The organism is Sphingomonas natans (assembly GCF_030546695.1).
Lineage (GTDB): Bacteria > Pseudomonadota > Alphaproteobacteria > Sphingomonadales > Sphingomonadaceae > Sphingomonas_I > Sphingomonas_I natans.
This window is the reverse complement of the sequence record NZ_JAUOTP010000003.1, coordinates 358,747-382,872: the sequence shown is the minus strand read 5'-3', so window position 1 is coordinate 382,872 and position 24,126 is coordinate 358,747. Positions and strand designations below refer to the sequence as shown.

Annotated in this window: 28 protein-coding genes; 23 read left to right on the top strand and 5 right to left on the bottom strand. The window is 62.6% G+C overall.

What is annotated here, in order from left to right; all coding sequences use genetic code 11:
• The first annotated feature begins 511 nt into the window (after window positions 1-511).
• Complete coding sequence (locus tag Q4F19_RS08580) at window positions 512-1,258, top strand: DUF899 domain-containing protein (protein WP_303541575.1); 747 nt, start codon at window positions 512-514, stop codon at window positions 1,256-1,258.
• Window positions 1,259-2,695: 1,437 nt separating this feature from the next.
• On the opposite strand, the gene Q4F19_RS08575 is transcribed toward Q4F19_RS08580, so the two are convergent.
• Together Q4F19_RS08575 and Q4F19_RS08570 are read right to left on the bottom strand one after the other, a co-directional pair.
• Entirely contained in the window at window positions 2,696-2,989 is a 294-nt protein-coding gene (locus Q4F19_RS08575) for a hypothetical protein (protein ID WP_303541574.1), read from the bottom strand.
• Window positions 2,990-3,161: 172 nt separating this feature from the next.
• A complete protein-coding gene (locus Q4F19_RS08570) occupies window positions 3,162-3,428 on the bottom strand; it encodes a hypothetical protein (protein WP_303541573.1) in 267 nt (88 codons plus the stop codon).
• Between the two features lie 492 nt (window positions 3,429-3,920).
• Here Q4F19_RS08570 and Q4F19_RS08565 point away from each other — a divergent pair, with 492 nt between their 5' ends.
• From Q4F19_RS08565 to Q4F19_RS21400, 4 genes are all read left to right on the top strand, one after another.
• Window positions 3,921-4,154 (top strand): antitoxin, encoded by a 234-nt coding sequence (locus Q4F19_RS08565; protein ID WP_303541572.1) that lies wholly within the window; start codon window positions 3,921-3,923, stop codon window positions 4,152-4,154.
• A 2-nt stretch (window positions 4,155-4,156) separates the two neighbouring features.
• The gene (locus tag Q4F19_RS21405; protein ID WP_341850173.1) at window positions 4,157-4,888 is read left to right on the top strand and encodes a type II toxin-antitoxin system VapC family toxin; all 732 of its coding nucleotides are present in this window, start codon (window positions 4,157-4,159) and stop codon (window positions 4,886-4,888) included.
• Between the two features lie 132 nt (window positions 4,889-5,020).
• Entirely contained in the window at window positions 5,021-5,401 is a 381-nt protein-coding gene (locus Q4F19_RS08555; protein WP_303541571.1) for a single-stranded DNA-binding protein, read from the top strand.
• A 410-nt stretch (window positions 5,402-5,811) separates the two neighbouring features.
• Window positions 5,812-6,681: a lytic transglycosylase domain-containing protein gene (locus Q4F19_RS21400; RefSeq protein ID WP_341850172.1), complete on the top strand. Its 870-nt coding sequence runs from the start codon at window positions 5,812-5,814 to the stop codon at window positions 6,679-6,681.
• On the opposite strand, the gene Q4F19_RS08545 is transcribed toward Q4F19_RS21400, so the two are convergent.
• Together Q4F19_RS08545 and Q4F19_RS08540 are read right to left on the bottom strand one after the other, a co-directional pair.
• Window positions 6,668-6,943, bottom strand: coding sequence for a hypothetical protein (locus Q4F19_RS08545; protein ID WP_303541569.1), 276 nt, complete (start codon window positions 6,941-6,943; stop codon window positions 6,668-6,670). The two genes, Q4F19_RS21400 and Q4F19_RS08545, sit on opposite strands and share 14 nt — an antisense overlap.
• Before the next feature lie 80 nt (window positions 6,944-7,023).
• On the bottom strand, window positions 7,024-7,467 hold the full coding sequence (locus Q4F19_RS08540) for a hypothetical protein (protein ID WP_303541567.1): 444 nt from the start codon (window positions 7,465-7,467) through the stop codon (window positions 7,024-7,026).
• Window positions 7,468-8,310: 843 nt separating this feature from the next.
• On the opposite strand from Q4F19_RS08540, the gene Q4F19_RS08535 reads away from it, so the two are divergent.
• From Q4F19_RS08535 to Q4F19_RS08455, 17 genes are all read left to right on the top strand, one after another.
• Window positions 8,311-8,577 carry a hypothetical protein gene (locus tag Q4F19_RS08535; protein WP_303541964.1) on the top strand — a complete coding sequence of 89 codons (267 nt, stop codon included), beginning with the start codon at window positions 8,311-8,313 and terminating at the stop codon, window positions 8,575-8,577.
• 29 nt (window positions 8,578-8,606) lie between these two features.
• Window positions 8,607-8,894 (top strand): type IV conjugative transfer system protein TraL, encoded by a 288-nt coding sequence (gene traL / locus Q4F19_RS08530; protein WP_303541566.1) that lies wholly within the window; start codon window positions 8,607-8,609, stop codon window positions 8,892-8,894.
• Window positions 8,895-8,903: 9 nt separating this feature from the next.
• The gene (locus Q4F19_RS08525) at window positions 8,904-9,482 is read left to right on the top strand and encodes a type IV conjugative transfer system protein TraE (RefSeq protein ID WP_303541565.1); all 579 of its coding nucleotides are present in this window, start codon (window positions 8,904-8,906) and stop codon (window positions 9,480-9,482) included.
• On the top strand, window positions 9,482-10,291 hold the full coding sequence (locus Q4F19_RS08520) for a type-F conjugative transfer system secretin TraK (protein WP_303541563.1): 810 nt from the start codon (window positions 9,482-9,484) through the stop codon (window positions 10,289-10,291). The genes Q4F19_RS08525 and Q4F19_RS08520 overlap by 1 nt, the downstream gene beginning before the upstream one ends.
• Entirely contained in the window at window positions 10,291-11,859 is a 1,569-nt protein-coding gene (locus Q4F19_RS08515; RefSeq protein ID WP_303541561.1) for a TraB/TrbI/VirB10 family type IV secretion system protein, read from the top strand. Before Q4F19_RS08520 ends, Q4F19_RS08515 begins: the two co-directional genes overlap by 1 nt.
• Window positions 11,856-12,704, top strand: coding sequence for a DsbC family protein (locus Q4F19_RS08510; protein WP_303541559.1), 849 nt, complete (start codon window positions 11,856-11,858; stop codon window positions 12,702-12,704). Before Q4F19_RS08515 ends, Q4F19_RS08510 begins: the two co-directional genes overlap by 4 nt.
• Window positions 12,705-12,822: 118 nt before the next feature.
• Window positions 12,823-13,764, top strand: a complete 942-nt coding sequence (locus Q4F19_RS08505) for a hypothetical protein (RefSeq protein WP_303541557.1) — start codon at window positions 12,823-12,825, stop codon at window positions 13,762-13,764.
• Window positions 13,761-16,316 (top strand): type IV secretion system protein TraC, encoded by a 2,556-nt coding sequence (gene traC / locus Q4F19_RS08500; RefSeq protein WP_303541555.1) that lies wholly within the window; start codon window positions 13,761-13,763, stop codon window positions 16,314-16,316. The genes Q4F19_RS08505 and traC overlap by 4 nt, the downstream gene beginning before the upstream one ends.
• A complete protein-coding gene (locus tag Q4F19_RS08495; RefSeq protein ID WP_303541554.1) occupies window positions 16,297-16,683 on the top strand; it encodes a hypothetical protein in 387 nt (128 codons plus the stop codon). The genes traC and Q4F19_RS08495 overlap by 20 nt, the downstream gene beginning before the upstream one ends.
• Complete coding sequence (locus Q4F19_RS08490; protein ID WP_303541553.1) at window positions 16,680-17,288, top strand: TrbI F-type domain-containing protein; 609 nt, start codon at window positions 16,680-16,682, stop codon at window positions 17,286-17,288. The genes Q4F19_RS08495 and Q4F19_RS08490 overlap by 4 nt, the downstream gene beginning before the upstream one ends.
• On the top strand, window positions 17,275-17,835 hold the full coding sequence (locus Q4F19_RS08485) for a S26 family signal peptidase (protein ID WP_303541552.1): 561 nt from the start codon (window positions 17,275-17,277) through the stop codon (window positions 17,833-17,835). The genes Q4F19_RS08490 and Q4F19_RS08485 overlap by 14 nt, the downstream gene beginning before the upstream one ends.
• Entirely contained in the window at window positions 17,832-18,473 is a 642-nt protein-coding gene (gene traW / locus Q4F19_RS08480; protein WP_303541550.1) for a type-F conjugative transfer system protein TraW, read from the top strand. Before Q4F19_RS08485 ends, traW begins: the two co-directional genes overlap by 4 nt.
• Window positions 18,470-18,796 (top strand): hypothetical protein, encoded by a 327-nt coding sequence (locus Q4F19_RS08475; protein ID WP_303541549.1) that lies wholly within the window; start codon window positions 18,470-18,472, stop codon window positions 18,794-18,796. The genes traW and Q4F19_RS08475 overlap by 4 nt, the downstream gene beginning before the upstream one ends.
• On the top strand, window positions 18,793-19,809 hold the full coding sequence (traU, locus tag Q4F19_RS08470; protein ID WP_303541547.1) for a conjugal transfer pilus assembly protein TraU: 1,017 nt from the start codon (window positions 18,793-18,795) through the stop codon (window positions 19,807-19,809). Before Q4F19_RS08475 ends, traU begins: the two co-directional genes overlap by 4 nt.
• Window positions 19,810-20,075: 266 nt before the next feature.
• A complete protein-coding gene (trbC, locus tag Q4F19_RS08465) occupies window positions 20,076-20,582 on the top strand; it encodes a type-F conjugative transfer system pilin assembly protein TrbC (protein ID WP_303541545.1) in 507 nt (168 codons plus the stop codon).
• Window positions 20,583-20,763: 181 nt separating this feature from the next.
• On the top strand, window positions 20,764-22,518 hold the full coding sequence (locus Q4F19_RS08460) for a conjugal transfer protein TraN (RefSeq protein WP_303541544.1): 1,755 nt from the start codon (window positions 20,764-20,766) through the stop codon (window positions 22,516-22,518).
• A 68-nt stretch (window positions 22,519-22,586) separates the two neighbouring features.
• Window positions 22,587-22,958, top strand: a complete 372-nt coding sequence (locus Q4F19_RS08455; protein ID WP_303541543.1) for a hypothetical protein — start codon at window positions 22,587-22,589, stop codon at window positions 22,956-22,958.
• Window positions 22,959-22,966: 8 nt separating this feature from the next.
• Here Q4F19_RS08455 and Q4F19_RS08450 read toward each other — a convergent pair whose 3' ends face one another.
• The gene (locus tag Q4F19_RS08450) at window positions 22,967-23,254 is read right to left on the bottom strand and encodes a hypothetical protein (RefSeq protein ID WP_303541541.1); all 288 of its coding nucleotides are present in this window, start codon (window positions 23,252-23,254) and stop codon (window positions 22,967-22,969) included.
• A gap of 52 nt (window positions 23,255-23,306) precedes the next feature.
• Here Q4F19_RS08450 and traF point away from each other — a divergent pair, with 52 nt between their 5' ends.
• Complete coding sequence (traF, locus tag Q4F19_RS08445) at window positions 23,307-24,125, top strand: conjugal transfer protein TraF (RefSeq protein WP_431312388.1); 819 nt, start codon at window positions 23,307-23,309, stop codon at window positions 24,123-24,125.
• The last annotated feature ends 1 nt before the right edge of the window (window position 24,126 follow it).

The following is a 24,126-nucleotide window of genomic DNA, read 5'->3' as shown; positions in this document are numbered from 1 at the left end:
ATCATCCAATCACAGGATGCGATCGCAGGCGACCTGATTTCGGTGCCGATTGTTCGTCACGAGATCGCGCCGCTCGGCCCGAGCGTGCGGTTTGCGACGTTTTTTCGCGGGTTGACCAGACCGACGTGGACGATCCCGGTGCGACGCACCCAGTCCGATCTGTGGATCGTTCGAGGCGTATCGCTACCTAGGTGGCGGTAGGCCCGCAGCAACACGCACGATATCAATTTCCAAACGGAAGCTTGTGGAGGATCGAGATTTGCTCGTCGGAGGGGATGGCGCGCGGGCTGATGTCCACGGAGGCGCCTACGCAGCCCACTGGCGATAGCATAGGTCACCAGACACGACGCCGCCGATACGGTCAACGCCACATCGGCCATACCATGGTGGAACGTGCCGACCGGCCAAGCATTAAGGCCGAAGCGTCGCCTCGGCTGGTAGCGGAGACATCGAACCGGCTCGTCGCCGTGCAGGTGCGGCTGACCAGGCGCAGCGACCACGAGAGGAGTGCATGTTCATGCAGACCCCGCCGATCGTTTCAGCAGAGGAATGGACCGTCGCTCGCGAGAGCCTCCTCGTCAAAGAAAAAGCGCATCTTCGCGAGCACGACGCGTTGGCTGCTGAGCGGCGACGCATGCCTTGGATGAAGGTCGAGAAAGAGTATTGCTTCGAAGGTCCAGATGGCCCAGCGAACCTTCCAGATCTATTCTTGGCGCGACGCCAGCTCATCGTCTACCGCGCCTTCTTTGAACCGGGCGTGCATGGATGGCCGGATCACGCCTGCATGGGCTGCTCGCTCGGAGCGGATCAGGTGTCGAACCTCGTCCATCTCAACGCACGCGACACGACGCTCGTCTATGTCTCACGCGCGCCGCAACCCGACATCGCTCGGCTGAAGACCCGGATGGGATGGGAGCAGATCCCCTGGTTCACGATCACCGACGGATTTGACAAGGATTTTGGCGTCGATGAGTGGCATGGCCACAACGCGTTTATTCGCCAGTACGACGCCATCTATCGAAGCTACTTCATCAACGCTCGCGGCGACGAGACCCTCGGCACCGTATGGGCCTATCTCGATATGACGGCGCTCGGACGGCAGGAGCAGGGCGAGGACTCGCCTGAAGGCTATCCCCAGAGCCCTCGTTACAAATGGTGGAATTGGAGCCACAGCTACGAGCCGGGCACACCCGTGGACCCAGAATGGGACAGAGTCTCCACCGCGGGCGAGGCGCAATTTCGCGAGATTACGGAGTGATCCTATTGTAGGGGATGAGTACAAGCATAGCTCCTCAAGCGTTATAGCCCCAAAGGACGGCGCAAGCGCGGGCTGTGAAGATCAGCTACCCGCGGAAACCCGGCGACTGCTAAGGCGATCCATTCGGCTATGAGACGAACGCATATATATATATATATATATACGCGAACCGATGTGCTCGATGCGGTGCGACTACCAGCGTCAGAGTTAATCGCTATGCTCGCTACCAGTTCCTTCGGGCAAACCCTCCGGAGATGCCGAGCAGCGGGCATCAGAGCATCCGTATTCGGGCCCAATGGTCGGTGATAAATGAATACGGCAGCGCGTGTTCGATGCGGCAGCCGTTGCCTTCGTCGCGCTTCTGTACATTCGCGACGCCTTCGTCGACAGCGCCGGTCGTGGCCGAACGGGGTCGGACCGGTGTTCTAGCAGGACGTCTTTCTGATCGGTTGCTTTGCACTATACGAAACTTTTTAATCTAAGCTCGTCTCCGAGACGATGAGACCGCTTCCCTTTCCTGAAGCGGATGATGAGCACGCTGTCACGCGCAATGAGCCGCGTGCGGCACTCGCACTTTACTATCTCCGCGCTGATGAGTCGACGATACCGATCAAACCATTCTTCCACAGTGCTGCTGATCTCTATAGATTGTCCTCAAAGAACTTCCCGACCCAGAGATCATAAAGAGGGAGGTCAAGTCTGCCTGACGCGCGACGAATAAGGCGGCCGGCGCGGTTGAAAACGAGAACATGTACGAAGCCCTGCTGGACAAATCAAATGTGCTGTAGGGACGATACACCCGAGAACGGGAGCAGGCCAAGCGGCCCCTAGAGCGGGCATGAGCGACCATCTTCAGCATCGGTATGTCTCTGCTTGGCAACTTTCCGTGCTGGAAGACCAGCCTTATTGACGGAAGTTCGCGTCGTCGCTCCAAAGAGGCTTCAGCCCGAAGCCCTGATCTTCACTTTTAAATGCACAGCGGGGCGCCCAACTGCAAGGTGAGACAATCTGCCGAAAGGCCAACAAACTCACCGATTAAACTAATGCAGATTATTGTCAGCTTAATTCGCGCATGTAACATTTCGTTTCCCGCCGAGGCGTGTGGAGGTCGAATGTTAGGCAGTCCCCAGGAGGAGTTCATAGCTAGATGCCGCGACGAGCGCCAAGCCCTCCTTACCAGCATCAAGCTGCTTGCAGAAGGAGTCCTGATCGTTCGCCGCAGCGACGATCCGCACAGGAGGGGCTCTAGGGACGCTCGGATCGCCGAAGGGCTGCAAAAGATTGCTAACTTGGACGCGATCATCGCGGAACATGAGGCGCTCCGCTTCTAGTCGAAACGCATTTAAGTGCGTCATTACCACGAGCCCCGATTCTTTCTGGTTGGCTACAATCATGTCGTCAACGGTTTGGTTCTAACCGGCAGATGACGACTTGAAGTCAGGTCACCAGGGAATCCTCTAGCTGCAATTTCTGCCTGAATAGCTCGACAAGGCTGTTCATCAGCGTCTGCAGATCGTCGATTGTGCCGGTCTCGTTCCACGTCAACGCTGCGATCGACGCCGCCAGCTCACGGAGCCGCGTCGGATCTTTCGGATGAGGTTCGGCCTCTTTGGAAAAAAGAAACGGAACGCGAACCTGGCGATCAACACCAGCATCATGACGCAGACCACTACGGCGGTGCGAACTGACGTGGTCGACCAATTGGAGGTGGCGCTGGGAAATAATTCTCACCCGGTTTCTCCAAAGATGCATATTTTCCAATTCCGACCGCGCTGTGTTTGCTAACATCTATCCTCAAGTAGTCAGGCAGGCCTGGGGGGTGGTGCCGATCTCTGCGCGGTCGCCGTGAAGAGGTCGAAACGGGTATCGGCATCGGCCGAGAGGATCGTGTCGTAACCGGAGTTCATGCAGAGCGCCTCGCGAACAGGAGCGGCCTGAAAAAGTCGTGCATCCACGCTGGCAGGGTCGCCATCCGGTCGCGCAAGTTGTCGCGGACTTCGGTAGCGTTCGACCCTCGATGCAGGATGTCGAGTTTTTGACGGACATCGTCCGGATCATCGGGATCGATCAATGTGTCGCGCAGCCAATGGATCGCCTGGACGACCTGCATTGCCGGCCGCCCCGGCCAGGAAAGCTTGCTTGCGGCCGTTGGCTTGAATGCAATGATCATGTTGCCGAGATGGATCGAGCGCACTCGCGCGTCAGTATGTGCGACAATAGTCGAGCACCGCATTGGTGAGGCTGAGGTCATTCGCGGCACTCATTCCGTCCTCGCGCACTCGGATTTGATCGCGGCGCGCGGTGGCGTCGATCACGTGCCGCGGGTCCGGTGAGGTCGACTGGCGCGGCAGGCGGCTGATGCCTAGCTGTCGTACAGTCCGCGATCGAGGCGTCGAAGAGCGCCCGTGTTGACGCGGCGCTGCAGCACCTTGTCGACCAAATTTCGGAGTCCGAGGGCGGGGAAGTCTACAGGTGTCCAGATTGGGCGCGGCGGCGCGTTAGATCCGGCGGAGGATCTGCAGTTTCAGGTCGCGCTCTCAAGCGCCAGCGCCCCATTGCGAGCTTTTGACCAGTTCATCGCCCCGTGCCTATGAACCTTCTGCGGAGATCATTCTCGCATCGGGTATCGGCATATACTACTGGCATAGGCCGAGGAGCCACCATGAGCGGCGAGCGCCACGTCAAACTGTTCAAGAATGGTCGCAGCCAGGCAGTACGGATTCCGCGCGAGTTCGAGCTGCCCGGGGAAGACGCAATCATCCGCAAAGATGGAAACCGCCTGATCGTCGAACCGACCACGGCGCTTTCGCTTGCCGCCTATTTGGCAACTCTCGAGCCGATCGACGATGAGCTCGGGCCGATCGAAGACCCCGCCGCCGAACCGGTCGATTTCTGACCATGTTCCTCTTCGATACGAATATGGTGTCGGATTTGGTCCGCCACCCCAGCGGCGCGATTGGCGCTCGGATCACCGCGGCCGAGGACGGCGCTGTCGTCACGAGCATCATCGTTGCGGCCGAGCTTCGCTTCGGCGCGGAGCGGCGTGGCTCCGAGCGCCTGACGGCCCAGCTTGAAGGTATCTTAAAGCGCATGCCAGTGCTCCCGCTCGCCGAGGAGGCCGATCGCCGCTATGGCGAGCTGCGCGCTGCGCTTGAGCGGGCGGGAGCGCCAATCGGCGCGAACGACATGCTGATTGCGGCGCACGCCCTCGCCCTCGACGCAATCCTTGTGACCGACAATGTTCGCGAGTTCGATCGTGTCCCCGGCCTGAGGGTCGAAAACTGGCTCCGTTCCTCCCGATGCCGCGCGCCTGTGCCGCCTGGCCGGGCCTCGCGCCCCCCGATCGTGTGCTTGCAAGGACGTGGAAGCCGACCCGGCGGTTGCCTTCGACGGCGCGTCGCAGCAGCTCCGGATAAGGCGGCCGCGCGCATCGACGACGGTGGGCCGCCCACTCCACCCGACGTCTGTCGCAGTCCGGATCGCGGCATCCGGCCGGACATGATCCCACGGGCACCCCGCGCGATCTGGAAACACGCGCCATCCGTGTCGATTCCTGCGCCTTCTCCGCCCTGCCTGTGCCACCTGCGGCGAGACGGCGCGGCATTGCAACCCCTTTGGTCGCCCGGGTAGCCGCTACGCGGCGGCCCGCGCCAGCTCCCGACAGGGGTTTCCCTCCGCTTGCGCGCCGGTGCGATGCCGCGCCGCGCGCCGCTATTCCGGTGTCACCGGCGGAGAGGCCGCCGGATAGCAACGGAGATTGTTATGAACCAGGTCAATATTCCAGATCGCATCGTCAAGAATCCGACCAGCCCCTCGGGCAATGCCTCGGTCAAGCTCCTCGTCGCAACCGATAGGGTGAAGCTCAAAGACGGCAAGACCTCTGTCGACGAGGACACCGGCTACACCGCCAAATCAACGGAGCTTCACTGGATCACCTGCTTCAACGGCCAGGGCAAATCCGCCCTCTCCCGCAAGAAGGGCGACGCGGTCGCCATCGCCGGCTACCTCCACAATTCCCAGTGGGAGATGCTGACCACAGTACGCGCTACGGCACCAAAATCATCGCCGGTCACATCACCTTTCTCTGATCAAACGATGCATCTCCGCGGCGAGACCTCAACCGTGCTGATCGATCTCGGTTAGAAGCGGCAAGGATCCGCTCCCATTCCGGGCCATGCTCACCATCCGATCTGCGCAGCGCCTCCGCACGACAGGTCCTGCGGGAGGTAACTCTGCCACATCGGCGCGCCCTCTAACCGGATTTGCCACTCGCGACGATGTCGCTTCAGGACCAGCGACTATCACACTCAGCGTTGGGCGCCTTGACCGTGCTCGTACAAATGTGCGCATGCACCGAAGAGCGCGTTCGTCGGCGAGCGCATACCTATCAGTATGTCGCAAGCTTGCGGACGAGCATCGGTGCGCCCGCATTTAGAATATCGTCGACGGTCTTGCCAAGCATACTCAATTTACGTCAAGACTTAGCCCGCCGCGCTAGCTACGCCTCTACGACCGGCTTGCTTCGCGCGTGCTCTTCCTCTCGGGGATCAGTCATGCAGAGGGCAGGGGGGATCGCGATCTTTGTGGCGGCGCTGAGCGCGCAAGGTGCAGGTGCGCAAGAGGCCCAAGTCGCGTTCTATGGAAAAGCGCAGGCAGCATTGATAACGCAGCGCAACGGCGCGGCAATTTCGGGAGCGTCGGAGTTCACCCTTTACGAGCTGAACGTCTGGACGCCTCCATCATCTGCCGAGTCGGACGCGGAGGCGCTGGAGCTATCGGCAACCGAAGCCGATGCGATTGGCGGCCCTCGATCGTGGCTGCCATCAGAGGCTACCGTCCTGCGGATGATGGCCGCCGCTTTCTCAGACGCAGGCATACGGCGGAAAGCACCCAAGACCATCGGGGTTGCGAACTGCGATGGGCTTATGGCTGTCGCACCGCTGCGCGCATCGATCTCGGTCGCCACTGACACGGCGCGCAGGACATTCTATCCGATCGTCCGCGCGGCAGAGTGCAAATACCGGCTCCCGGCCGGTTTGATGGACTCGGTTGTCCTTCAGGAATCGCGCTACAATCCTATGGTCGTGAGCCCGAAGGGGGCAGGGGGGTTAAGCCAGCTAATGCCGCTTACAGCCTCCGGGCTCGGCGTCACCAACCGCTTCGACCCGCGAGCCAACATCGATGGCGGCGCGCGATATCTGCGCCAGCTTCTAGACCAATTCGGGGCGGTTCCTCTCGCGCTTGCGGCTTATAATGCGGGTCCTGGAAGCGTGCTGCGAGCAAAGGGAATTCCGCAAAACAAGGAAACGCTGAATTACGTCCGCAACGTCCTGGCGTATTGGCGGGAACCGGGCGAAACGTACCGCAACCCGGGCAGCGAGGCGCATCGGATGGCAGTTCTGCTCGACTTCATGACCAACTGAGCGTTGCGCCGAACCACGACACGATTGCCAAGGTTACGGGTGTCGACAAGAAGTAGCGGCGCTGCCAGCGCCACCAGATTTTTGGAACGAAAAGGAGCATAGTGCGAGGCGATCGGACGTCGATCGTCGACCAAATCCGCTCGCGGTAAAGCTCGTATCCGACGCTCGCGGTCGAAAGCGTGAGTGCGATCACGCAACACGCGAAGGTGGCGGCATAAATTGCCAGCCAATTCTGGAGCTCAAGCGGCGTGAACTGGTTCATGCTCCGACCCAACTGCTGCGTTGTGGTATGAGCTATAACGCGCGGCGCCGCGATTTGGCCGCCGTCCTACCGTCTGACATTCAATTTTCTGCGTGACGTCCGCTGCCTGTCGGCCGGCCGCGGCGCGCACCGGGTCGAACCTGCCGCGACAGACGATGGACCGCAATATCGAACTCGGCGAGCAACGCCGGATTTGCGCCATCCTCAAACTCGTCCATGGTTTCGATGACGTTCAACGCGGCTTGCAGGCTGATCCGCGCGAGCGTTCGCTGGCCCTCGGATTTCAGGCCGCGACCGCCGCTGAACAGGAGCATCGCCAAAGTCGCACTCTCGCCGATCGACTTGTAGATCGGGTGCGCCATGTCCATCGTGACGTTCTTCGTCTTTCCGTTTTTGAGCCGACTTAGCAGCGAACGATCGAGGTGGGTTCGCTCCGCGATTTGCTCAAGCGAATAGGGGGTTGTTTTCAACACCCTGGATAGATCGGCTTTTAAATGGCTATTCAGCGACGATTCGGCCAGCACGACGCCCTCCCTGAGATCAGCGGGGCCGCCTTCTCGACCCTATAAGATCTTATATCGCGAAGTCATCATAACCGGGACCCAGGGAGAAGTGCAAGATAGCTGAACATGGCGACGACGATCGCGTCGAGCGTCGTGTAAGATCCTCCGAAGCGTTCCGATAAGCCCTGTCTAGCCGCAGAAAAGGCCGATTGTTCCGCTTCCGTAAGACTAACCGACACCGCCCGAGTCCCGCGCCAATCCGTGCTATTATAGCGGCGAATGACGAGTTCTAGGTGGGGATTATCGGGAACCTTTAGCAAATCTACGCAGCGAGCGGCGCATTTTCGCAGGCTTATGAACTCACCGGCTTCGCGGCTCATCCGCAAGATCGCGAGCGATCCGAGCTCAATAAATTGTTCGGACACGCGATGTGTCGAGACCGACTTTATTGCTCTCGTGCTGCCTGACGTTTCTTGCGCCACCGACGCCCTCTCCTCCGGATCACATACCCTAGCAGAGCTTCGGAGCACGAGTCTCTCGCGCAGATTATGCGCAGCTTCAGTCAAACGATGCGCGGGCCGCGTAGTAGACGCGGGGCAATTCCACGCAATTATTGCGCACGCCTAAGCAATATCTGCGCACTCTGCGCAAATACTGCGCGACACTGCGCAAAGCGTGACTATTTTTAGTCTATGAAACTTTTTGGCTTTTCAAGATATCGCGCCCGATGAGATTATGACGGGGTCAGTCAACTCCGGCTGATGTTCGTCTCGAAGGGCTCATATCATGAGGACTGCTTCGTTTTTGGCGCGCCGCAAGGCGCTCTTCAGCAAAGAGAGCGCCGCGCGCGCCCTCGACTATGCACTGCCCGTAGCCATCGTCGCCGTTCTCGGCGCCGAAGTGGCGATGGCCGGCGCCGATACGACGTTCGATACCGCTCTGACCAAATTCACCGACTTCCTCGAGGGTTCCGGTGGCAAGATCATCACCGTGCTGTCGCTTGCGGGCGGCGTGGTGGGCCTTGCGTCTGGCCGCTTCTCGATGGGCCAGATCGCAATCCCGGTCGGCGTCGGTGTCGGCGCCGGTACCGGTATTCCGATCGTCACTTCCACCGTCACTGCGACGATCTGAGGCGTCGCAATCGGGGGCAGGGGTCAGCGATGTTTGATCGATACACCATTCCGAGGCACCTGGACGCGCCGCAGCTCATTGGGCTGTGGACGCTCGACGAGTTCCTCGGGATGTTCATCCCCTTCGTTTGGGGGATCCTGACGCAGCATATCTTCATCGGCCTGTTTCTCGCCGTTGGTGCCTGGTTCGGTCTTCGAAAAGCAAAAGCCGGGCGGGCATCGTCGTGGGTGATGCATGCCACCTACTGGTACATGCCGGCGTCATTCATCGGACTGAAGCTGACTCCTCCTTCGCACTGCCGCCTGCTGGCGGGCTGAGGGGGGACCATGGACGCATATGTTTCTCACGGGCGCAGCCAGGCGCTTCTCAAGCAGCGCAATTTGCTGGCGCTGCTCGCCGCGGGTCTGACGGTCTTCGTTGTCGTCCTGTTCGGCGTCATCGCCACCAAGGATCGCGAGGTCGTCCTGCAGCCCGTGCTGAGCCGGCCGATGACGATCAGCAGCTCGTCGGTTGCACCGGATTATCTCGAAGCGGTCACCCGGGACACGGCTTACCTGATCCTCAACCGCAGCCCCGACGGGCTCAATTATTGGATGGATAGCATCCTGAAGCTGGTCGATCCGAGCTTCTACGGCATCATCAAGACGCAGCTCGTGAAGACGGTGAAGGAGCAATCCAATACCGACATCGCCCAGTCTTTCACCATGACGGCCATGACGGTCGACACCGTGAAGCTGAGGTCGGAGGTGAGCGGAGAGGTCCGCACCTTCGTCGGGGACAAGCTGATCTCGACCGAGAAGAAGACCTTCCAGTTCAGCTGGAAATATTCCGGCGTGTCGCTGTCGCTGACCGGTTTCGGTGCGGTCATCGCCGATCCCGCTAACCCGACGAAGGGGAGGCTCTGATGCTGTCCGCCCCGCTATGCCTGCTGTGTGCGGGCACCACCTTGGTCGCGTACGGATCCTCGCGCATCTTCGACACCTTTTTCCGACCGCTCGGGCTGGCGATCGTCGGTGCCGGCCTGTTCTTGATGGCAAGCCCGGCTTTCGCCGATCAGTACAAGGTTGCGGCCGACAACGCCCGCGTTGATTGTACGGTGGCCAAGAACGAGCTGACGCGGATCAGCCTCGTCGGCGACCAGATCGCGGCCGTCACCAAGGTCTCGACGGGTGGACAGTTCAACGACTTTTCGGTCGTGAACGAGCCCATTCGTGGCGATGTCTACGTGGCCATTCCCGAGACGTACGCCCCCAGATCGATCAGCTTCTTTGCGACCTCCAAGAAGGGATACGTGTACAAGTTCGCCTGTTCGATCGCCGCAGTCGAAGCGCAGCAAGTGTTCGTCACCAATCCCCAGATGGCGACCGCCAAGGCCGCGGAGTGGGAGAACCAGACGCCGGTCCAGGACACGGCCGTTCGCCTCATCAAGGCTATGGCGACCCAAGGATCTGTGGACGGTTACGAGATCCGCCAACCTGCGAGTGCACCGTCCAAGGTCGGCGACCTCTCCGTACGTCTGATCGCCGAATATCGCGGCGCCTCCCTCAAAGGAAAGGTCCTGCGGATCGAGAACCGCGGCGCGAAGCCCGTGGTGCTGCACGAGGGCGACCTCGCGCCACAGGGCACGCTCGCGGTCACGATCGGCCAGCCGGATCTCGCGCCAGGGCAAGCAACCGCGGCCTACCTGGTCGGCCAGAATGGGGGAGACCAATAATGTCGGATACTCCTGAAAACGAGGACGAGAACGCTCCGGACGGCGGCGTCCCGGATGGTGGACCGGAGCGCTCGGCGAACTCGCCGCGGTTCGGCGCCGCCGCTGAGGATCGGGAGCATTCCGCATCGCCTGACGGGGCCGCCGGCGGCGACCGCTTCGAGGACACCGCAATACCCCCGACTTCGGCAAGGGCCCGCCCAGGCTTTGGTGCACGCCGGCGGCCGGGCGTCAGCGGTCCCGGCGATCGTTCCGCCGATGGTGCCCGCGCCCCTGGAGCGAGAGGCAACCCGCTCGACGGCGTAAACGAGAAAACCAAGCGTCGTCAGCAGGTCCTTCTGGCGGCCGGCGCCGGCGTGATGCTGCTCGCGGCGACGATGTTCGTCACTGGTGGCGACAACAAGAAGAAGGGTCTCGACCCCAACGTCGACGGCCGGCAGGAGGTGCCGATCTCGACTGACGCGATGGTCAACAAGGTCGAGGACAACAAGACCTGGATGGCCCAGTCGTCGACCCGGCTCAACATGCAGGATGGCCGGATAAAGCAGCTCGAAGGCGAATCCGGCCGCGTCGCCCAACTTCAGGATCAGATCGAGCAGCTCAAGGCGCAAAACCTCGACATCCGCAACAACGGTCAGAAGGTGATCGCCGCTTACGAAACCGAGAATCAGAGCCTGCGGTCGGGCAACTCTGCCAGCGGCTCCGCAGCCGCTCCCTCGGCTGATCCATTCCGCGCGAGCGGACCGACCTACGGACAGGCGGGCGGCTATGACATGCAGACCGCGTCGTTCGGTCCGCAAGGAATGGCGCAAGCCCTGACACCCGCCGAAGTCAAAGTGATCAGCTTCGAAAAGGCGGTCGCGGGCAGCGGCGGCGGTTCGGGCTCCGCGCATCCGGAAACGTCACCCGTCGTGGTCGAGGACAGTCCCGAATATCTGCCGCCCAATAGCTACGCGCCAGCGAAGGTCATTGTCGGCGTGGATGCGAGCGCCGGGGTCAACAGCCAAACCGATCCGCTCCCGGTGGTGCTGCGCATCACCGGGCCGGCGCGCTCCGTCGTGCAGTCGGGGCGGGTGCTCACCACCCGGATAGAGGGCTGCGTGATCAACGGGGCTGCGCGCGGCGATCTCTCGGCCGAGAAAGTTTACGTGAAGCTTGCGAAGATGACCTGCGATCAGCCTGGCGGGCGCGTGGCCGTCTCGGAAGTCAAAGGGTTCATCAGCTTCGCGGGCAAGGCCGGGGTTCGCGGACGCGTTGTCAGTCGCGAGGGCTCCTTGGTCGGACAGGCTCTCTTGGCGGGCATAGCAGGAGGCTTTGGCCGCGGCTTTGCCGCCAATACCAACGCTGCGCTGACGGGGGTGCAGGTCTCGACCAATGGCAAGCGCGAAGAGCTCGGTGCCGGAGAGATCGTCAAGGGCGGGCTCGGCAACGGCGTTGCCGAGGCAGGCGACATGGTCTCGAAATATCTCATCGAACGCGCCGAGCAGTATCAGCCCATTATTGAGATGCCGACCGGCGTGAACGTCGAGATCGTCTTTCTCGACGGCGCCTATGTCCGGACGCCGCGATGAACGGCCGGATCACTCGCCTTGCCCGCGATCATATGGGCAAGCTCGGCCTTGGCGTGGCCGGCGTGGTAGGCGCCGCTCTGCTTTACGCAGGCGCCGACGCCGGCGCGCGGACCGGCCAGCTCGACACCGCCGCGGTTAGCCGGGCGATCGCGGCGCGCCTGCCCAAGACGAAGATCTCGCGGGTCGATTGCGACAAACTCGCCGGTATTTGCGAGGTCACGGCCGGCGCCAACGTGTTCTATACCGACGCAAGCGCGCGCTATCTTGTGATCGGGCGGGTCTACGACATGAAGACCCAGCAGGATCTGACCGCCGCTCGCCTGCTTGAGCTCTCGCCGGACGCGCTCGTGCGCGGATCCGCGCACGCCGACGCCGAGGACGACGGTCTGGAGCATCCGCCCACAGCGCCCGAACGGCGGCACAATGTAGATCTCGGCGAGCTGCCTGCGGCGGGTGCAATCCGCTGGGGTAAGCCTGGCGGTCCCAAGCTCGTCGTCTTCACCGACTTTCACTGTGGCTACTGCAAGGCGATGTCCGGCGAGCTGCAGAAGCTGGGCATGTCGATCGAGGAGCGGCCGATCTCGATCCTCAATTCGCGCGCCATCTCCGAGGCGGTTTACTGCGCCAAGGATCCCGTGGCTGCGCTGCACGCCGCCTATAATGGCGAGGCACCGAAGAGGTCGCCCAAGTGCAACACCAGCGGTCTCGATGCGAACGAGGCGTTCGCGCGGAAGAACGGCTTCGACGGAACGCCGGTGATCGTGCGCGCCAACGACGGTGCCGTCATCGATGGGTATCGCGCGGCGCCGGTGCTCGCCTGGTTCGCCAAGGGAGGCGCGGCCTGATGCTGGGTGGTCTGGTTCTGGGCGGTGCGCTGCTCGGCCTCATTTGCCGGCCGCTTCTCGTGCTCGCGGCCGCTGCGCTCGCCGCCGTCATCGACATGCTTATTTGAGGAGAGGTCTCGTGAAGCGAACTGTCCCACTGCTCCTTTTCGCGATGGTCGGGCTTACGGGTTGCACGACGCTCGGCGGCAACATCAAAGGCTCGTTCGACTGCAAAGCACCAGGTGGCACCTGTGCGCCGATGACCTCGATCGACGCGCAGGCGGTGAACAGTCTGGGCGCTACAACGACCGCCATCGACGGCACGGCGACCGATAATGCGCGAATTTTCTATGCCGGTGTTGGTGACGGCGTACCGGTTCGAACCAGCGACCGCGTCCTCAAGGTCGTGTTTCCGGCGCACACCGATGGCACGGGGATCTACCGCGACGAAGCGGTTGCGCGCGTCGTCGTGGAGCGCGGTGGTTGGGTTCCAGGCCCGGAAACAATCGCCGCACGCTCGCCCAAGGGCGAGCTCGCGGCGTCGGCCAGGACTGAGCGGAAGACGGCGACGCTAAAGACCGGGTCGAAGGTCGGAGACGCGATGGCCGAGGCGTCCGGAACCCCAGCGGCCACGCTGACGGGTGCTGTTGGCGCGCCCGTCGGGCTGCGCGAAGTCGCGGCTTCGCTTGAGGCAGCGCCGATGCCGCAGCTCGAATATGGTGCGGCTCCGACCGCATCCAGCACTGTTCCCGTCGGCAGCGAAGGAGCGCCGACTGCCGAAGCCATCGCCGCGGCAAAGGCGGGGCACCGGATCGGGGCGCCTCGGTCCACCGCGGCACTGCAGCGAGCATCAGGGAGGCGCGGCGTCGGTTCCCGGCGTGTGCTTGGACTGGACCGCGCGCAGGTCGGCGCGGCGCAGCATACGTCATCCCCTTCCCAGCAACAGCTTGCCCGCGTCGCCTTCCGAGCCCCGGCTACGGACGAAGGATCGCAACCCGCAGAAATCGCGCCCGTACCCACCACTGATCCGATCGCAACCGTGGGCGGCGAACCAGCCCCCAGTGAAGGACGCCCCCAATGAGCGTTGCCGCAAAAATCGCGTCGCGGTTGTTCGGCGGCAAGGCCGAGCCCGAGCGGAGCCGCCCGGTCATCGATCTTGCAATGCTGTCGCAGTTCATGCCGTGGCGCATCTACGATCAGAAGGATCGGCTCTACGTCAACCGTGCCAGCAACGGCTTCATCGTTGAAATTCCCCCGATGATGGGAGGCGATGAGCGCTCGGCCGAGATCATCACCCAGTTCCTCTCCGAAGGCTTGCCGAAGGGAACGTGCCTGCAGTTCCTGTCCTGGTCGAGCCCACGCATTGCGCCGCTCGTCGGCCGCTGGTTTGGTCCCCGGTACGACCAGGGCGGCATATTTGAGCGGATGGCCCGCTATCGCACCGACCTCCTGCTCGATGGCGTGTGGAACAGCCTGAGCAACGATGCTCCGTTTCACACGCGCAATTACCGCGTGTTCATCTCGGTCGGCGCCTCGACTGGGAGTTCGGTCGGACGGTCCGACCTTGTGTCGATCCGGGAAAGCCTCGGAGCGGCATTGCGCTCGATCAACCTCGACATCCGCGACGTCACCCCGGTCGAACTCATCGGCCTCGTGGATGACCTGACCTCGCCGACGACGTCCGCCGAGGACGATGCGGTCGAGTATAACGAGTATGATCCGATCGCCGACCAGTGCATCCGCCGGGATATCGAGCTCGTTGTCGAGGAGAACCGCCTCCGCCTTCGGACGGAGCGATTTCGTCCAACCGGGGGAGAGGACAACGGGGTCTCCGAGATTGGAGAAGTGTACCCGGACCATTTCGACATCCGCCACTTCGGCGTGAAGAATTTTCCGCTGCGGTGGCAGCCTTGGGAATGCTCGCGGCTGATCGGCGACATGTTCACCGACAAGCTCCGAATGCCGTGCCCTGCGGCGACGTTTCTCTGCGTCGTCGTGCCCGACACCGAGGCGAGTGTCGCAAGCGCGGGATTCAAGTTCGTTCGCACGACGAGCCTTGCGGATTCGAAAGGTGCGCGTTTCATTCCGAATATCCGGCAGCAGTCAGCGGAGTGGCAGCACGTCCAGGACCAGCTCAAGGAAGGGCGTAAGCTCGTCCAGGTCTTCTACGGCGTCACGGTCTTTTCGCCGGACGGGGAGGGTGATCGCAACGAGCGCACCCTCAAGTCGATGTATAAGTCGGCCGGTTGGGATCTCGCCGACGAGCGATTCCTCCAAATCCAGGGGCTGCTAGCCGCGCTCCCGCTGACGCTCGCCGACGGTCTCGATACGGATCTCAAACGCCTGAAGCGGCTGCGTACGTTTCTCTCATCGACCGCAGCCAACATCGCGCCGCTACAAGGCGAGTATCTCGGTGGCCCGATTCCGCACCTGCTGCTGCTTGGACGCCGAGGGCAGCCATTTTTCTGGTCGCCGTTCGAGAACAAGGCCGGCAACCACAACGTCGCGATCATGGGCAAATCCGGTTCTGGCAAGTCGGTTTTCCTGCAGGAGAAGTGCGCAGCGCTCGTCGGCGCTGGCGCCAAGGTGGTCGTGATCGATGACGGCCGATCCTTCATGAACAGCGTGCTGATCCAGGGCGGCGCGTTCATCGAGTTCACGATGAAATCGGGCTTCTGCATCAACCCGTTTTCGATGATCGACGCGGCCCGCGCCGCCGAAGACGAGGATTACAAGCTCGACTCGATGGCGATGCTCAAGAGCATGGTCGGACAGATGTGTCGCTTCATCGACAAGCTCAACGATACCGAGCGTGGCCTGATCGACGGCGCGGTCAACAGGGTCTGGAACGAGCAGGCCCAGAGCGGCACGGTGAACGACGTGGCCAGGGCGCTGCTTGATGAAGGCGATCCGGTCGCGGCGGCCTTGGCGACCGCAATGCGGCCGTTCTTGACCGGCGGCACCTACGGCGGATTTTTCGCGGGCCAGGCGACGCTCAAGCTGGAAGCAGATTTCACCTGCTTTGAGCTTTCGGATCTCTCGACGCGCGAGGAACTGCGTTCCGTGGTTCTCACCGCGATCATGTTCATGACCACGCAGATGATGACGCACACGTCGCGGTCGGTGAAGAAACTGCTGCTGATCGACGAGGCCTGGCAGATGCTCAAGGGCGGTTCGATGGCGGACTTCGTCGAGGTCTACGCGCGCACCTGCCGCAAATATGGCGGCGCGCTCGCCACCGCGACCCAGTCTCTCAACGACTATTACAAATCCGACGGCGCGAAGGCCGCGCTCGAGAACTCAGACTGGATGGTGATCCTCCAGCAGAAGCCTGAGACGATTGCCGATTTCAAGAAGCATGAGCGACTTGAAATGGACAGCGCGACCGAGAGCGTGATCCGGTCGCTGAAGCGCAACGGCGTCGAATATTCGGAAGCTTTCATCAAGGGTCCGGACGTGCAGGCGGTCGGCCGGCTCTGCCTCGATCCTTTCTCGGCCACCGTTTTCTCGTCCTCCCCCGACACGTTCGCGCGGATCGATCGCATGACCCGCCAGGGCAAGTCGGTCGCCGAGGCGGTCGAGGCGATCGCCTTTCCAACGCAGGAGGTACCCTATGCCATCGCTGCAGAATGAGCGCAGGCAACAGGAACTCCCGTTCGTACCGCCGCTCCTGCGTCGTTTGCCGCTGAAGCGCCTTGGCGCTGACGCCGCGTATCTGGCGATCGCGCTTTCGTGCTGGACGATCGGCAACGTGCTCGCGCTCCTCGGCTGTGTCGTCGCGATGTTTCTGGTCATCAGCCACGGCGATATCGACGTGTTCTTCAGCCATCTGAACAATTTGGCATCTCGCTATGTCGCCGCCGATCTCGGTCGGCGCGCGGCCTTTCAGCACCAGCTCGTGTGGGGCTTTTGGATCATTGCCGTGATCATCTTCGCGGTCCGTCTGCCCCGCTTCGTCACCCGCCTCCGCAAAGAGCTTGTCGAAGGACCTCGCCGGTGAACGCCCTGAACCCTCCGCGCACCGAATGGGCCACCGAGGATCCGGAAACGGATCAACCGCTCGCGCGCCAGCCCCGGACGTTTGCCGGCTTTAGAGTGACCTCGATCGCGGTCGTCGCGGCGTTCGCACTGCTCCTCGCGTGGAATATCTGGCAGACCAAGAAGATCCTTGCGCTCGAAAAGCGGCAGCTGGTCTCGGTCAGCTTGCAAGGTCTGATTACCGACTTCGTGCTGTCTGAATCGCGGCGCGGTGGCACGCCGGAAGAGACGGCGCGGAAGACGAAGGCCTACCTCGACGCCGTTCAGATGGCAGTTACGAGGCTTGGCGCGAACGGCACGCCGGTTCTGGTGTCAGAAGCCGTAGTCGGGCGTTCGATCCCCGACGCCACGCCCGTCGTGAAGGCGGCCGTAGAGAAGGCGATGGGCCTCGCACCGTCTGCCGCGAGTGCCTCGCCGACTGCGATCGTCATGCCCTCCTTTCCCGTGGCGCCAACGCCGGCGAACGAGGCTCCTGCCGCCCCTTCGCCGGCGCCGGATCAACTGGCACCCCCTGCTCAGTCGCCTGATCCCACCTCTGCGCAAGGGTCATTCGATGGCCAGCGCTGATGCCCTCACCGATGTGTCGACAGCCTTCGCGCCGTTCCAGTTTTGGACGCCGAAGCGGCGGCGGTGGTACTCGATCCTGGCCGGCCTGGCCGTCGTCTGGGGCGGGTATAACGCTGTAGCGGGTTGGCGTGACCGTCACGCCTTCCTGATCAATGCGACCGAGAGCTTGCCGTATTGGGCCTTCCTGATCGAACGCGGTCGGGTTCCGGGGAAGGGGCAGCTCGTCTCGTTCGATCCGCCGCGCACGCCGCTGGTGCTTCGCCACTTCGGGAGGCGGCCGCCTATGTTCAACAAATATGTCTGGGGCGTTGGCGGCGACTCCGTCACCCGCGTGAATCGGACCTTCTTCGTCAACGGTGTGAAGGTTGCGGTGGCCAAGCCTGTCTCACGGCTGGGGGAGCCGCTGGCGCTCGGACCGGTCGGAAAGATCCCCATCGGCTGCATGTTCGTGGGGACGCCGCATAAAGACGGCTTCGACAGCCGGTATGCGCAGATCGGATGGATCTGCCGCAACCGGGTCATCGGTACAGCGACGCCGATCCTGTGACCCAGGCCGCTCGCCTCGTTCTGATCCTCGCGGCTTGCTCGCCAATTCCGGCGAGCGCGAAAGACTATGGCCAGCAGGGCGCGACCTTTCCGGTCATCGAAGTGGATCTCCTGCGCGTTATCGAGGCGCGGCTACGCTCGGCCCAGGCGAGTGGTCGCATTGCGGCCATGCAACAGGACATGCAGCGCAAGGCCGACATGCGCGTACGGCGACCGGTGCCCGTCGGGGGTGTGACCATCGTGCGTCAACGTCGATCCTGGACGTTCGACCCCACGATCACGGTGCAGCAGGATATCAATGACGGCCGCGGCCGGCGGATCATCGCCAAGGGCACGCGCGTCAATCCGCTCGACATGGTTCAGATGCGCGCGAGCCTGGTCTTCATTGACGGTGACGATCCGGCGCAGGTTCGCTGGGCGGTGGGCTCTACGTCGGCGCTCAATGCCAAGGTCATCCTGGTGAAGGGCGCGCCGCTTGCGCTCATGGATAGCACGCAACGCCGCCTCTTCTTCGATCAGGGCGGTAAACTGACGGGCAAGTTCGGGATCACCCACGTGCCGGCCATCGTCGAACCCGCGGGCCGGGTGTTGAAGGTCACCGAGTTGCCCGTCCCTTCGAGCCGGGGAGAAGGGGCGTGATCTCGATGCTGTCGCCTAGCGGCATCAAGGCCGCGTGGACTGCCTATCGGCCGGCACCGGAGTCGGCGCCGTTACGCAAGCTGCGCATCAAGACGATGCTCTGGAATGGCGCGGCCGCGCTCTCCGTCGCCGGTGTCGATCTCCTCGTTCGTCTCCACCCAGCGATGGTCCTGATTGTCGCGGGCGTTGCCGTGCAGGCTGTCGCCATCACCATCCGCTACTGGCGCATCAAGAACCGTACCGACCGCGAATTCCAGGCGGCGTCAGCGCCAAGAGATGGTCAGTCCCCCTCGACGAAGAACGGCGACGGAGGCGACGCGTGAGGCGGCTGCTTGGCCTGTTCGCTGCGCTCGCGCTCGGCATTAGCGGGGTCGCGTCTACGCCAGCGCGGGCGGCCGGTCTCTGCACCGGTCACTTCGTCAACCCGATCACCGACGTCTGCTGGAGTTGCCTCTTCCCGCTCTCGGTCGGTGGATTGCCCGTTTGGCCTGGCACCCGTCCGGATACGCCCAATCCAGACCTCCCGATTTGTGCGTGCGGTACGCCAATTCCGCGCGTTGGCATCGCCATTGGATTCTGGGAGCCGATCCGCTTGGCCGACGTGACGATGAAGCCATGGTGCTTCGTCAATCTCGGCGGGATCAACATCGCGCCCGCGCTCAGAATTGGGCAAAAGCAATTCACCCATTCGTCGCAGAAGGGGGGGAACAACCAGAATACCGGTGGATGGAACATTCACTGGTACATGTACCCACTGATCTCCTGGCTCCAGATGGTGGTCGATTTCACATGCCTCGAGATCAGCGGCGGCATGGACATCGCGTACATCACCGAACTCGATCCGCTCTGGCAGGATTCCGAGCTCACCACGATCCTCAATCCCGAAGCGGCGATTTTCGCAAACCCGATCGCGGTGGCAGCGTGCGCGGCGGATTGCGCCGCGGCGACCGTCCGTTTGCCGACGGACCCGCTGTTCTGGTGTGCGGGCTGCCAGGGCACGATGTACCCGCTGAATGGGAATATCGCAGCCCAATGGGGGCACGTCCAGGGAAGCCGTCTCGCGCTCAGCCGCTTCATGCTGAAGCTGCATCGCGAGGGCATCCTGTGGGGCAGCCTCGGGGGAACCGGGCTTTGCGGCTACTATCCGATGCCGATCATGCGGAAGTCGCAATATCGGCTCCAGCTGACCAACCCCATCCCAGGGACCGCGGGGCTCGACGCCTGCCCGCCGATTGGCGCGGCCACGACCATATCCGGCGCTGCCAAGGTGGTGCCTGCGATCGGCGAGGACATGGGGTATCTGGTCTGGCGCAAGCGAAACTGTTGTGCGCTATGAGACCGTCTCGGCGCTCCATTATCGTCACGAGCCTCGTCGGCATCGCGGCCGCGGCGATGGCAGCGCTCGCATCGCCCAGCGTCGATCAGACGATCGACGGCATGGACATTGCCAAAATCCGGGCACGCGCCGCCGAGCAGGAAAAGGAGCAGGCTGCCTTTGCGCGTGAGGTCGCCCGGCGGGGCGATGCGGTCCGCGAGCAGGCGGCGGATGCTCGGGCAACGGCGGTGGAGAATGCGGCGCGCGTGAAAGCGGATCCCCGCGGTTTGAGCGATGGTCGCAACGGTCTGAGCCTGGACCAGATGTTGGCCGACAACGATGCCGTCGCGCGAGCCAGCAAAGAGGCGCAGCCGCGCTTTATCGCTTTCGCCTCGCTCTCGATGCCGCCCGCCTCGCTGCGCCAGCTCATGCGCGAAGTTGGCGGCTCGGGCGGCATCGTCGTCTTTCGCGGCTTCCCGCAAAACAGTTCGAAAGCGTTTCTGGCCGGGCTCGGTAAGGCGATCGACAAGGGGCAGCGTCTGAGCGGGGTGGGAATCGATCCGCGCCTGTTCCGCGCCTTCGCAATCGAGGCGGTACCGACATATGTTGTCGTCTCGACGGACTTCAGACCCTGCGACGGCTTCACCTGCCAGACCGTCGTTCCGCCCCATGACCGAATGGCGGGCAACGTTACCCCGTCTTACGCGCTGCGCACCTTTGCTCAGGGTGGCGGGCCTGGCGCCGCGATCGCCAAGATCTACCTCGCATCGCTCGAGAAGCTTGAGCGACAATGACCGCAATGCTCGCCTCTGCCGCACTTTGCGGGATGGTCGGCTCTTCCGGAGTGAGACTGGCCGGCGTCGCCAGTAGATACGCTATCCGCCTGATCGCGGCCGCCTTGGGCGCGGTCTGGCTACCATCCAGCTATTTGGCGGTTCAGGAGCACGGTGCACTTCTTCATCACTGGACCGGACGGTGAGCGGGGCGGGCCGCTTCTTCGCGGGGCTATGCGGTGGGCTGGCGCTGTTCGGCTCGGCGGCCGTGTTGGCGCAGCAAACCCCGGAGCAGGTGAAGGCCGATGCGAAGGCGTTTGCTAAGACGCTCATTCCGGGCGTCAAAGCGACCGCGACGAACGGGCCAACGCCGAACAATCTGCCGAACTATCAGGCGGGGACACCAGCGGAGGCCGCGCTTTATAACGATCCCGACAATCTGCATGCCTCCGGAGAGGCGGCGGCCGCCAGTAGCGCTGCCTATGGGCAGATGCAGGACAGCATGAACACCCGCGCGAAATTCCAGAAGCCCGATCTGGACGCCGTGGTCGCCCGGTCGCTCGACATCCAGGACGATCCGAAGTCGCTCGTCAGCAATTATACCGACGGCGCCGAAGGCAGCTGCAAGCCGCTGCCTCCGGGCAGCGGTGGCACGATTTATGACGAGGTCACTTGCAACACCGGCACCAAGATTGAGGAGTCATCGCCGATCTGCCGCGTACCGCTCGTGGTGACCGTGACCCCGGGCAGCTCGAAATACGTGTACACCTGCGAAAACTGGTCAAGCCAGCCGCCCCGCGCGGCCGACAACAGCGCCCGTCGTTGCCAGCCAGCATTCAACGCCGTCGTCGCCAGTGGTGTGTGTCGGGAGCGTTCGCGGCAAACGGTCTTTTACGACGTCTGTCGTCAGGGCACGATCACCAAGTGCTTCGAGCCCGATCTCGAAGAGGGCGAGGAGATCACCTACGAGTGCGACACCGCCTCGGTAAGTCGACCTTACACGGTGGAGACAGTGGGCGGGGAGATCAGCGACAGGAAGGATGAAGGCAGCTGCAACGCGGCGACCGCGAGCCTGACCTGCGACCTCGCTTCGGAGATTTGCGTCGATGCTAGTCCGGAGACGCGAACGATCAACGGCGCGGCGGTCACGAGGGCGTGTTGGCAGTGGCAACGGACCTATTCATGCCATCGCCTTTCGGCGGCGAATGACTGCGGTGTTCTCGAGAGCAGGCCGGAGTGCAGCTTCGTTCGCGAACAGTGTCTGGACGATCCGCCCCAAGCGCCATGCCAGGTCACCGACGAGGTCTATAGATGCCCGGTGCCCGACACGATTTCGGCCGAGCAGCAGTATATTTGCGACGGCGACGTCTACTGCATCAACGGTGAATGCGAAACGATCGAGCGTACGCCCAACACCGAATTCGGGCAGGCGGTCATGGCGCTCAACTCCGTTGCCGACGCGAGCCACGCGCTCGACCCCGCCAATCTGACGATCTTCAAGGGCACGCGCGACACCTGCTCGAAAACGATTTTCGGGATCACGAATTGCTGCGCGCCGCGCGGAATTCCGATCATTGGCGGTGGCTGCGGCAGCGAAGACAAGGTGCTCAAGGACAAGCGCGAGAAGGGGCTATGCCATTATGTTGGCACCTATTGTTCCTCGTCCGTGCTCGGGATCTGCACGAAGAAGAAAGAGGCGCACTGCTGCTACGGCAGCAAGCTTGCCCGGATCATTCAGGAGCAGGGCCGACCGCAGCTCGGGCTTGGTTTCGGCAGCGCTAAGTCGGCCAAATGCGAAGGCTTCACGGTCGACCAATTCGCGCATCTCGACCTGAGCCGGCTCGATTTCGCGGAGGTCATGGCTGAGTTCGTGGAGGCGGCAAGGCTGCCCGATGAATTGCAGACCGCCACCGAAGTCCAGAACCGCATCAACGAATATTCCAGCGCGCACCTATGACTGGGGGGATCTCATTCGTGGATTGCACCATCGACATGGCGAGAAGGGCGTCCTTCTTGGATATGGCCGTGGCGTTCGGCCTCTTTCGGTCGGGCGGATATACCGTGGAGAGCACGGCCGCCGATATCGGGCACTATTTCCGGACCAGGGTCGAGCCGGACGACCTCCAATCGACATTCACCCGGATGCTCGAGTGTGAGCACATCGCGCTCCACCCCAAAAAGCCCAGTCACTACGTCATGACACGCGCCGGGCAAGCGACGTTCGAGCGCGTCTTCTTCGGCTTCATGCGCCTTGTGGATGGCGGACAGAACCGCTTTTCGCTCGCCGCCTTATGGCAACTGGCCACCGCGAACCTCGACGCGATCGTCGACCCCATCACCAAGGACTTCATCGTGGACCCGGACAAGCTCTTCGGTCCCAAGAAGGAGACGGAATGATGCGCATCTCAGACCTGCTCGTTCAAGGCCCACTGCTTTTCGTCCTCCAGTTCGTCTCCGCAGCGGACGTCACCGCTGCACCCGCTGGCGCTCGCACATGTCACGCCGATCGGACTGGTACGGTGTTTCGCTGCACCGGCGCCTTCGGCGGCGGTGGCGCGAAGGAACGCCCCATTGGCGCCCTGACATGGTCGATTGCGACGCAGCAGCTTCGCACCATGCGCCTCGCGAATGTCGGGAGCGAGCGGCACTCCACCGATGGCGCGGACACACTCGAAGCCATTCTTGTGGACCATCTTGGCCCCCGTGCCACTTCGAGCGGGAGATGAAATGATGTGCATTCCGCGAATGTGCGGCCGCGTCGCCGGGGCCATATTTCTTATGTTGGCGTCGCTGATGGCCGGTCCCTCCGCCGCGATCGCCGGCCAGAGCGACGGCGTCGCTCCAACCGACAGCGACGATCGCTTCTATTGCCAGGAGCGAAAGCTCGGGACCTGGTTTTATTGCTCGATGCCCAAACCGAAGGATCGCCCAGATGCGCCGGCGGTCGCGCCGACTCCCACCGCGGCCGAGCGGATGGAGCGAATTACGACGGAACTCCGCGAGTTGAAGGCGAGGGCGATCCTTGAGCCAAGTCAGGAGAACATCACCGCTTACGTCCGTTTCCAGCGCGCCCAACTCGATCGCTCCAGCATGTTCGCGGACATGTGGCAGCGTGCGGTCTGGCAGGATCCGAGCCTGGATTACACGCTGCAGCGCCCGGTCAACACGCTCGGAAAGCGGGAATGGCTCGACGATCGCAAGGTCGATCGCGATCGCGCCCTGGTCCGCCTGAGCCAACGATACGGCCTGTTCTATTTCTTCGCGCAGTCCTGCGGTGCCTGCGAGATCTTCTCGCCAATCCTCAAATCGGTGGCCGACAGCCATAACCTGAGCGTGATGGCGGTTTCGACCGATGGCGGACCATCTCCGGTCTTCCGCAATTACGTCGTCGATAGCGGTCAGCGTGAGCGCATGGGCCTCACCGACAAGGTGACCCCCGCTGTGGTGCTGTTCGACACCAAGACGCGCCGCGTCATCCCGGTCGGATACGGCGTGATGGCTGCCGATGAACTGATGGACCGGATCTTCACCCTCACCGAGACCCAGCCAGGTCGCGATTTCTAAA